The organism is Ancrocorticia sp. (assembly GCF_052089425.1).
Classification (GTDB): Bacteria; Actinomycetota; Actinomycetes; order Actinomycetales; family Actinomycetaceae; genus Ancrocorticia.
Genome location: NZ_JBQCZW010000026.1, coordinates 26,243 through 35,991, shown reverse-complemented (window position 1 = coordinate 35,991; position 9,749 = coordinate 26,243). Strand labels below are relative to the sequence as shown.

Sequence of the window (9,749 nt, the reverse complement as noted above, 5' to 3'; positions counted from 1 at the left end):
GCACAATGCACGATGCACGAAGTACCCAGCACAATGCACGCCATGCGAGCAATCATCAGAAGAAGCGAAAAGAGTGCCTGTGAACGCGAACGAACCGCCTAGGGAAGAGAAAGCGGCCGCCCCCCAGCGCCGCTGGCTGCCCATCGTGTTGATCGGGCTCGCCACGGGTTTCCTTTCGGGGATCTTCGCCGTGGGCGGCGGCGTGATTATGGTGCCGGCGCTGGTGGCGTTTGCGAAGTTTGATCAACGCAGGGCGTCGGGGACCTCGCTGGCGGCGATGGTGTTCCCTGCGGCGGTGGGCGTGGTGACGTATGTTGCGCATGACTCGGTGCATTGGGCGGCGGTAGGGCTGCTCATCATCGGCTCGATCACGGGTGCGCAGTTGGGCGCCTACCTCCTCAACCGGCTCTCCACGAGGACGATTCGGTGGGCATTCGTGGTGTTCCTCGCGATCTCGATTATCTCCATGGTGACGGTGATTCCGCCCCGCGGCGCCTCGATCGAAATCAGCACAGCCTCGGGCATTGCGCTAGTGGGTGTTGGCTTGGTGACGGGCACGCTCGCGGGCCTTGTGGGCGTGGGCGGCGGCGTCATTCTGGTCCCGAGCATGATCGTCGGCTTCGGCGCGAGCGATCTTATCGCGAAGGGTACGTCGCTTGCGGTCATCATCCCCACATCGATCTCCGGCACGATCGGCAATCTGCGGCGCAAGAACGTGGATCTACAAGCGGCTCTGGTTTTGGGCATTGCCGCCTGCCTGACGTCCCCGCTTGGCGTGTTCTCTGCCGTCGCGATCCCGCCCCAGCTGGGTAACTACTTGTTCGCTGCATTCCAGGCCTTTGTGGCTGGGCGAATGGTACTTTCGCTGCTTCGGACACGTGGGCAGCCCGGATAGTTTGTTTTTGACGACGACGGCGAACGCCCCGCGATCCCCCATCCCAGCCTTCGTGGCGTGAGCCGATCTCTGGTATCGGCGGGGATTTTCGTGCAGTGGGCGTCTTCACCGAACGTTCATAGAATCCTGCTAACGTCATCGTTATGCCCGTTAGCCAGCATGGAGATCCCCGCACTTTAGGGTTAAATGAAGATGAGGTTGCCGCGCGCCGTGAGGCGGGCCAAGCCAATGTATTGCCTCCGCGTTCGGGCCGGAGTGTTGGTGAAATCGTTCGGGCTAACGTGTTCACGCGCATCAACGCTCTGCTTGGGATTCTCTTCGTGTTGGTGATGGCTACGGGTTCGTGGATCAACGGAGCTTTCGGCCTGCTGATCGTGGCCAACTCCATCATCGGAATCATTCAGGAGTTGCGCGCCAAGCACACTCTGGATTCGCTGGCCGTGGTTGGCGAGGCTCGGCCTCACGTACGCCGTGAGGGCCGCGAATACGAGCTGGCACAAGAGGAGATTGTGCTGGACGATATCTTGATCGCCAAGCCTGGTGACCAGATCATCGTGGATGGCGAAATGGTGGAGGCCTTCAATCTTGAGCTGGACGAATCTCTCCTGACTGGCGAATCCGATCCCGTAGCCAAGAATGCTGGAGATTCGATCCTCTCGGGTAGCTTCGTGGCTTCGGGAACCGGTGCCTACCGGGCAACTAGTGTGGGAAAGAATTCCTATGCTGCGCAGCTGACTGCCGAGGCATCCAAGTTCTCACTGGTTCATTCTGATCTCCAAGCGGGCATCAACCGGATCTTGAAAACCATCACCTGGATCCTGATCCCCGTTGGGATCTTGACCATTGTTGGCCAGATTCGCGTGGGCGAATCTGACTGGCGGGCAATCATTCTGTCAGTTACCGGTGCCCTAGTGCCGATGATTCCCGAAGGCCTCGTACTCATTACTTCTACCGCCTTTGCCTTGGGCGTGATTCGGCTGGGTAGGCGAAAGTGCTTGGTCAACGAGCTTCCAGCAATCGAGGGCTTGGCCCACGTGGACGTCGTGTGTGCGGACAAGACCGGAACCCTCACGGAAAACCAGCTGGCATTCTCACAGCTGCAGCTACTGAAGGCTGATGGCGCTCTCGCCGATAGTGCGATCAGGACGGATGCTTCTGGGGATCGCTCAGAGCGGGAGGCGTTGGCCACCGAGGCGCTGCGGCAGTTGGCCGCAGCAGATCCAACCCCGAATGCTTCGATGGCCGCGATCATCGAGGCCATCGGTATTGCCAAGGATCCTTGGGCAGTGCAGTCCGCTCAGCCCTTCACCTCCGCGCTCAAATGGAGCGGCACCAGCTTCACCAACGGCCAGAACTGGGTGTTGGGGGCTCCGGACGTCCTTGCGGCACACAATGCACCAGCAGCAGAAGAGGCCAGCCGGCTCGCCGCCCATGGCCTGCGCGTGTTGTTGTTGGGCGAAGCCTCCGTGGCGGTGACGGATGATGCAGCGCCCGGTGATGTCTCGCCAGTTTCACTCATTGTGCTTGACCAGCAGCTGCGGCCCGATGCCGGGCCAACGCTCGAATACTTTGCCAGCCAAGACGTTCAAGTCAAGGTTATTTCTGGGGATAATGCGGCATCCGTTGGTGCTGTTGCCGAGTCGCTCGGGATGGACGCGGGCGATCCCGTTGATGCGAGATCCATCAAAGATGAGGACTGGGATCGGACCGTCAATAACTCTCGGGTCTTCGGGCGCGTAACGCCACAGCAGAAACGTTCAATGGTGGCGGCCCTGCAGAAGGCTGGCCATACGGTGGCCATGACGGGCGACGGCGTCAACGATGTTCTTGCCCTGAAGGATGCGGATCTTGGTGTGGCGATGGGGTCAGGGACATCCGCCACACGGTCCGTTGCGAAGATCGTGTTGCTGGATGACAAGTTCGCGACTCTGCCGTATGTGGTTGCTGAAGGGCGCCGGGTTCTCAGCAACATCGAGAGGGTAGCGAAGCTCTTCCTCACAAAGACCGTGTATTCCTCCATTCTCGCGATTCTTGTGCTGCTGTTTTCTGTCCCCTTCCCTTTCCAACCCATACACGTCACGATCACCGGCTGGTTCACCATCGGAATCCCTGCCTTTCTTCTCTCACTCCCACGGAATAATGACAAGGCGCGGCCCCACTTTGTTGGCCGCGTCATGACGTTCGGGCTTCCCAGCGGCCTAGCCGTGGCCGTCGCGTCCTTCACCACGTACATGCTGGTCCGGAATCCTGACTTTGTTGGGGCTCATGGAGCCCAAGCCCCAACTGCCGCCCTCCTCGCACTCATCATTGGCTCGTCCTGGGTGCTCGCCGTTGTCGCTCGGCCATATGAGTGGTGGAAGATCGCACTTATCCTTCTCCCACTTGCTGGCTACGGCCTGATCTTCAATCTGGATGTCACCCAGCGCATCTTCATGCTGGATTCCTCCAACCTTGACGCCATGTTGGTAGGCACGCTCATCGGACTCGTGGCCGCAGTTTTCATCGAAGCCCTCTGGTGGTTCCTCGGGATTCGTGGCGGGAAGCGTCCGGCCATCTGGGTGCCACGAGAAGAACGAGAAGCCGCGAGAAAACAGCGGCAGCTCGAACACGAAGAGTTCATGCTGCAGCGGCGGGAGAAAAAGGAACATCGCCGGGAAGAACCCGTGCCTGCCGCTGACTGATCGCTAATTACAGGCAAATAATGACAGAGGAGGGTATCGACGAAGATGAGGTAGTGGCCGAGTTTGATGCGGCGCGGAGGGCGCGTCGGGCTGAGCAGCGGGAAGATGCAGCCACCTCGTGATTTCACGGCGTATTGTGCTCGATGCCAACATTCTTATCCGTGCTGTGCTCGCTTGAGAGGCGTTGTTCGAGGGCCTTCGCATCGTCCCAAGTATCCACATCCATACCAACGCGGTCCGCGTCGTCAACTCGATTAAGCCTTAATTGGCCGAATACGGCGCGCACTGACGTATCGCGAACATCACCGGCCGTAAGCTGCTCCAGCGCACCTCCGCGAAAAACCCCGTGAAGGAACTGACTGTGCCGATTGCCATCTGCTCCCACAAACTCGGGGATCGCGCCGGCCACGAGCTGGCCAGAATCTTGCTGCGGCGCGATCGCCGCCTCGATCAGCTTTGGATACAGGCGTGGTGCCAGCGGAGCGTCGCATGTCAGCAGAGCGATGAAGCCATCGGGCCGGTACGTCTGAAGGGATCGAATAGCGCCCAATGCGGCTGAGATCCCGGCCATCGGGCCGCCCAATGGCGGATACTCCAGTACGCGAATAACACCCTTAGGTACGGAAACACTTTGCGGAGCCACCACAACGATCGGTGCTCCCGGCACCGCCGCTCCCACCTCGGCCAAGGCGCGGTCCAACAGCCGTTGGCCACCCACCACAACGTCGGGTTTGGACACGCCACCCATGCGTTTCGCTGTTCCTCCGGCCAGAATAATCACGGCTGCCACGTGGGCAGGATCAATGCTCGGGACCGGATCAGTGAAGGAATCTGGACCCATCGCTGGCGCAGCACCCATGCCAGGCGTCGGTGCCGTGTAGGAGCTGTCGGTTTGTGCCGGGCTAGCGGCAGAAGCGGGAGCTGGCGCAGCGCTCATGCCGGGAACCGAGTCGCCGCCAGACGGTGCTTTCGGGGTGCTCGGTGCAGGTGCCGGTACCGGTGCGGTGTAGGTGTTGCCAGTCGGTACCGGGCCAACGGCAGAAGCGGGAGCTGAGGCAGGATGGGGGCTGGGAACCGAATTACTGGGGACAGGCGGCGAAGGAACCTCATCTGCATGCTTCGCCGGGCGCAGCCGCCGCCCATAGAGCTTGTACCGCTCACGAATCCACGAAATCAGAACGGCCAACAAGTAGAGGACTACCAGCACCATCGCTTGAACAATCATTGGCCAAGGGCTGGGCAGCGGGTTGGCAATTGCCGCGAAGGTGAAGGCAACCAGCACGGCCCATCGCCAACCGCGCAGCATGGCCTTCGAGCTCAGCACGCCAAGGAAGTTCAACGCCACGAGGATCTCGGGGAGCAGGAAAGAAACACCAAAGAGAATAACCAGCCGCAGATAGAAATCCACGTACGTATCGGCTTGAAGCACCGAGAATGCTTCTGTTGGAACGAAGGACTGAAGTATCTCCACTGCCCGCGGAATCATCATGAGGCCCGATGCCGCACCCGCGGCGAACAGGAGTACGCCTACAGCCCCGAACACCACCGTGTAGAGCTTCTCCCTGCGCTTGAGCCCCGGCATGATGAACGCGCCAATTTGGTAGATCCACCACGGGCTGGCCAGAAGCGTACCGGCCCACAACGCGACGCGGAGCTTCAAATCGAGGCCCGAACCGATGGTTGGGAAGTTGATGACAGTGTTGGCATCTTCCATCTCAAGCAGTGGCCCCGTAATGAAGTCCATGATCTGCTCATAGAGGGCCCAACCACCGATAGCGCCCACCATTATCCCTAGAAGGGCTAACAGAAGGCGCTTTCGAAGCTCCTTGAGATGCCCGGATACGCTCATGCGCGCATCCGGGTTTTTCGTGCGTTTAGACAAGGTTAGGCGTTCTGCCCATCACGTCCAGCGTTGTCAGGCGAACCGTTCTGGTCGGACTGTTGATTGGGCTGACTGAACGGCCCAGTCTGCTGGTCGGGCTGGGAAAATGGTCCGGGCTGGCCTTGCTGCCCAAGCTGGTCCTGTTGGCCTTGCTGAGGATAGTTACCTTGCTGGCCCTGCTGGGGGAAGTTGCCCTGCTGACCGTACTGTTGGCCCTGTAGATAGTCTTGGCCCTGTCCGCCATACTGCGGGTTTTGCTGATTTCCTCCGCCTTGCGGATATTGACCACCAGGGGCGCCGTTCGGCTGCCCGTATTGCCCCGGTTGTTGATATTGCGGAGGCTGACCATATGGCTGGTTCTGCCCATACTGCTGGTTTCCGTACTGCTGGTTCTGCCCATTTTGCGGATATTGGCCAGCTTCGGAAGGCGAGTCCTCTGAAAGCTCACGCATTTCCTTCTTCAGCACCTTCGCCGATTGGCCGATCGAGCGGGCAATGTCAGGAAGCTTTGCAGCACCGAAGATAATGAGGATGACAATTATCAGAACGATGATATGCCATGGTTTCATCGAGACCCTCCTAAGTCAGGTCGATTAAGAATCGTATGTAGATCCAGAGGCCCATCGGATTGAACCTCATTAGTTGGTGTTTGATTCACGGGTGTTTGATTCACGGGTGTTTGATTCACGGGCGTTGAGGCCACAGGTGTTGGGGCCGCGGGCGTTGGCGCCACGGCGGGCGATGTGGCCACGGACGTTTGATTCACGGGTGTAGACGCCACGGCAGGCGATGGCGATGGGGCTGGCGCGGCCCCACGATTGTCTTGCCCGCCGGCAAGATAGTTCGGCTGGCTCTGCTGGCTGGTGGCTTGGCTCCGCAAAGGCGCGGCATGCGCATTGTTTTGCGCACCGGCAGCATGCGGATTCGCCATCGCACCGCCGCCGCTGGTTGCCTTCATCCATTCGCTCATTTCTTCTTGGACGGCTTGGCGCACCATTTCGCGCGGGTCATAATCGCTGAGCTTGAGGTTGCGTAGCTTCTCCACATCACTGGAATCGAAGCCGAGAGATCCCAGATCCACGGTGGTGTCCTTGCGAATTTGCGCGCTCCACGTCCGAATCTTGTCAATGAGCTTTCGAAAGCCAACAACTGCCTGTGCCACGTTCTTCGGGCCCAGCACAAAAGCCGCGATCACGATGATCACGATGAACTCTCCGCCACTGATTCCAAACATTTTTCACCTCCAGCCGCTCCCGATTTTACACACACAAATACCGCGGTTCACCCGCACCTTTGTCCTCGCATGCCGTAGGGTGTTACAGAATTCTCACAGGTCGGCGCGGACCCTCGATCTGCGCCACTCAGGCACCGCCATACAGTATCCCACCTGCCCACACGCTACCCCAGAAACCTGAAGCACCCACCAGAAAGGGACCCACGAATGCCCACCTCTTCCTCGTTCCTCTCCCCGGATTGGTGGCGCCAAGCGGCGGTTTACCAGATCTACCCCCGTTCCTTCGCAGATGCGAACGGGGATGGCATTGGTGACCTGGCTGGGATCACCTCCCGCGTCCCGTATCTCGAGCAGTTGGGCATCGATGCCGTGTGGCTTTCGCCGTTCTACCCTTCCCATCTGACTGATGGCGGCTACGATGTGGACGATTACCGGGACGTCGATCCACGGATCGGCACGCTGGGTGATTTCGATGAGATGGTTGGCGCGCTTCACGAGGCGCAGATCAAGATCATCATCGATATTGTCCCGAACCACTGCTCGAACCATCACGAGTGGTTCACGGCCGCGGTGGCAGCTGGTCCGGGAAGCCCTGAGCGCGAGCGTTTCCACTTCCGCGAGGGCAAGGGCCTAAGCGGCGAGCTCCCTCCCAACTCGTGGGGAGCAGCCTTCGGCGGGCCGGCGTGGACCCGGGTCCAAGAACCGGACGGCACGATGGGCCAGTGGTACTTCCACATGTTCTCCCCCGAGCAGCCGGATTGGAACTGGGATCACCTCGATGTCCAGAACGATTTCTTGGAGACCTTGCGGTTTTGGTCTGATCGCGGCGCCGATGGTTTCCGCGTCGATGTGGCCCACGGATGCGCGAAGAACATGGACCCGGCCTATGACGTGATCCGGGATATCCGCGATATCACGCCCCTGTGCCTAGACGGCCAGCACCCCACGCACGATCGCGATGAGATCCACGCGATCTACCGGCAGTGGCGCACGCTTTTCAATCAGTACAATCCCCCGCGGATCGGCGTGGCCGAGGCATGGGTTCCCCCGCACCGCGCTGCCCTGTACGCATCGAAGGAGGAGCTGGGCCAGGCGTTCAGCTTCGAGCTGCTCAAGGCAGATTTCAACGCCCACCAGTTCCGCTCCATCATCGAGAAGAACGTGCGCGAGGCCGCCGGCCACGATTCCTCGATCACGTGGGTGTTCTCTAACCACGACGTGGTCCGCCACGTGACCCGTTATGGCCTCACTGCGCATCAGGATTCCGAGGATGGCCAACACATCGATGTGTCCCGCCTGCTGGAAAACTCCCCCTACGATGGCCACGGCTGGCTCCTTCGAGGGGGATCGAACGCGGAGGTGGATAGCGATTCCGGCACCCGCCGCGCACGCGCAGCCACCCTGCTCATGCTGGCGCTGCCGGGTTCGGCCTACCTGTATCAGGGTGAAGAGCTTGGCCTGCCCGAAGTTGGGGACCTTCCGGACGAGGTTCGCCAAGACCCCGCGTTCTTTCGCGACCGCGAGAACACGATTGGTCGCGACGGGTGCCGGGTACCGCTTCCCTGGACAGCCACCGGTACGTCGTTTGGATTTGGGGACGACGACGGCGAACTCCCCCACCTTCCCCAGCCGGCATGGTTCGCGAGCTATGCGGTTGACACTCAGGAGCAGGCAATCGGCTCACACCTGCAGTTCTACCGCAACGCCTTGGCGCTACGCAGGGAGCTTCAGGCAGCGGAAGAACTCACGTGGCACGGCAGTGATGGAGATGTTCTCCACTTCTCACGGCCGGGCAATTGGCACTGCCTCACGAACTTTGGCAAGGAGGCCGTACCGCTGCCTGCCGGAGAGCTTCTCATCGGATCCGCGGGCGGAATCACCGATGAGCTCCCCGGCGAAGCAAGCGTGTGGATGAAGCTCTAGGACTCCCAGCCTGCGGCGCGGTTCTCCAGCAGCTCAATCAGCTCGTGGGGATCGCGCCCCTGACTTGCCGCGGCGTACCCCACGAGGAACGCCGTGAGCGGTGCAGCTGGCCGTGAGGGGCCGTGCGCAACTGTGTTGATGAGATCCAGCAGGGCGGTCTGATTGTCAGCCATCACGGATGGGTCCACACCGATTTCGGCACCAGCTGCGTCAAGCCACGCCGCCATCTTTGCCATTTTCTCCGGATCGTCCTTATGCGCCATGTCTCCTCCTCGTTCGCGCGCAGCCTGCCCGGCCATCGTGATTGGCCAGACTATCTGGGCTGCGTGCTATTTACTCGTGAATGCTACCCGAGGAGGATCGAGAGGTCGCGGAGCGTTCGTCGTCGTTATTCGAAATACTCTCCAAAAGGGACGCAACCACGCGGTTGCGCCGTAGTGACGTGTGGCCGCTTGGGCTGAATTTGGCCAGTTGCCATGGCGGGGCGAGGCTCATGTACGTGCTCACAACGCCTTCGGGCGAATCCACCATGCCGGTGCGCAGCCACGAACTGATCACCGCGATGAGGTTATGGACTTGCTGGGACGTGGCCATCGCTTTCCATAGATCGGTGGGGGTTTCGTCCACCACGTGCTCCGCGAAATCCTCCACGTAACCGCCGTAGATGCGTTCGAAGTATCTGGTGAGGATGGCCAACACAACGGATTCACCTTCGCCGCCGAACACGTGGCCGTAGATCTGGCGATTCGAGCGAACATTCTCCAGCACATCCACCGTGATATCGCGCCAGCGCAGCAAATAGTCCTGTTCCGCAGTTTCCAGCAGGGTGGTCATCGGCTCCATCACCGGTGCGATCTGATCGATGAGGTGGCTCGCGAGGAGCTGGGCGGGCGAATCGGCGTGCTTGTAGAACGTGGTGCGCGAAACTCCGGCCGCGGATGTCAGCTCCGATACCGCAATCGCCTCAGCTGGCTTGGTAGCCGCGAGGTCCAAAAGCGCGCCAACAAGCCGCGCGCGTACACGTTGGTAGCGTGGGTCATCCTCGGGGCGGCGGTCAGTTCGGCTCATCATGTCCTTCCGTCCCACATTGTATGTGTCATGGCCGGGCCGCACGTGCGCCCGGCGAGGGTGTGA

General features: G+C 60.4%; 8 protein-coding genes. 3 read left to right on the top strand and 5 right to left on the bottom strand.

Features of this window, described 5'->3' with window-relative positions; genetic code table 11:
* Positions 1-895 (top strand): sulfite exporter TauE/SafE family protein (locus ACTHV6_RS08945; RefSeq protein ID WP_441387022.1); only part of this gene is annotated, 895 nt, incomplete at its 5' end.
* A 143-nt stretch (positions 896-1,038) separates the two neighbouring features.
* On the top strand, positions 1,039-3,576 hold the full coding sequence (locus tag ACTHV6_RS08940; RefSeq protein ID WP_441387020.1) for an HAD-IC family P-type ATPase: 2,538 nt from the start codon (positions 1,039-1,041) through the stop codon (positions 3,574-3,576).
* Between the two features lie 124 nt (positions 3,577-3,700).
* Here ACTHV6_RS08940 and ACTHV6_RS08935 read toward each other — a convergent pair whose 3' ends face one another.
* Genes ACTHV6_RS08935 through ACTHV6_RS08925 form a run of 3 tightly spaced genes read right to left on the bottom strand, consistent with a single transcriptional unit; the run spans position 3,701 to position 6,692 of the window.
* Positions 3,701-5,425 carry a twin-arginine translocase subunit TatC gene (locus ACTHV6_RS08935; RefSeq protein WP_441387018.1) on the bottom strand — a complete coding sequence of 575 codons (1,725 nt, stop codon included), beginning with the start codon at positions 5,423-5,425 and terminating at the stop codon, positions 3,701-3,703.
* A 35-nt stretch (positions 5,426-5,460) separates the two neighbouring features.
* The gene (tatA, locus tag ACTHV6_RS08930; RefSeq protein WP_441387017.1) at positions 5,461-6,027 is read right to left on the bottom strand and encodes a Sec-independent protein translocase subunit TatA; all 567 of its coding nucleotides are present in this window, start codon (positions 6,025-6,027) and stop codon (positions 5,461-5,463) included.
* The gene (locus ACTHV6_RS08925) at positions 6,024-6,692 is read right to left on the bottom strand and encodes a hypothetical protein (protein ID WP_441387016.1); all 669 of its coding nucleotides are present in this window, start codon (positions 6,690-6,692) and stop codon (positions 6,024-6,026) included. Before ACTHV6_RS08925 ends, tatA begins: the two co-directional genes overlap by 4 nt.
* A 207-nt stretch (positions 6,693-6,899) precedes the next feature.
* On the opposite strand from ACTHV6_RS08925, the gene ACTHV6_RS08920 reads away from it, so the two are divergent.
* Positions 6,900-8,615: a glycoside hydrolase family 13 protein gene (locus tag ACTHV6_RS08920; RefSeq protein WP_441387015.1), complete on the top strand. Its 1,716-nt coding sequence runs from the start codon at positions 6,900-6,902 to the stop codon at positions 8,613-8,615.
* Here ACTHV6_RS08920 and ACTHV6_RS08915 read toward each other — a convergent pair.
* Positions 8,612-8,878, bottom strand: a complete 267-nt coding sequence (locus ACTHV6_RS08915; protein WP_441387014.1) for a DUF6457 domain-containing protein — start codon at positions 8,876-8,878, stop codon at positions 8,612-8,614. The genes ACTHV6_RS08920 and ACTHV6_RS08915 overlap by 4 nt on opposite strands.
* A 70-nt stretch (positions 8,879-8,948) precedes the next feature.
* A partial coding sequence (locus ACTHV6_RS08910; RefSeq protein ID WP_441387013.1) for a TetR/AcrR family transcriptional regulator occupies positions 8,949-9,749 on the bottom strand: 801 nt, incomplete at its 5' end.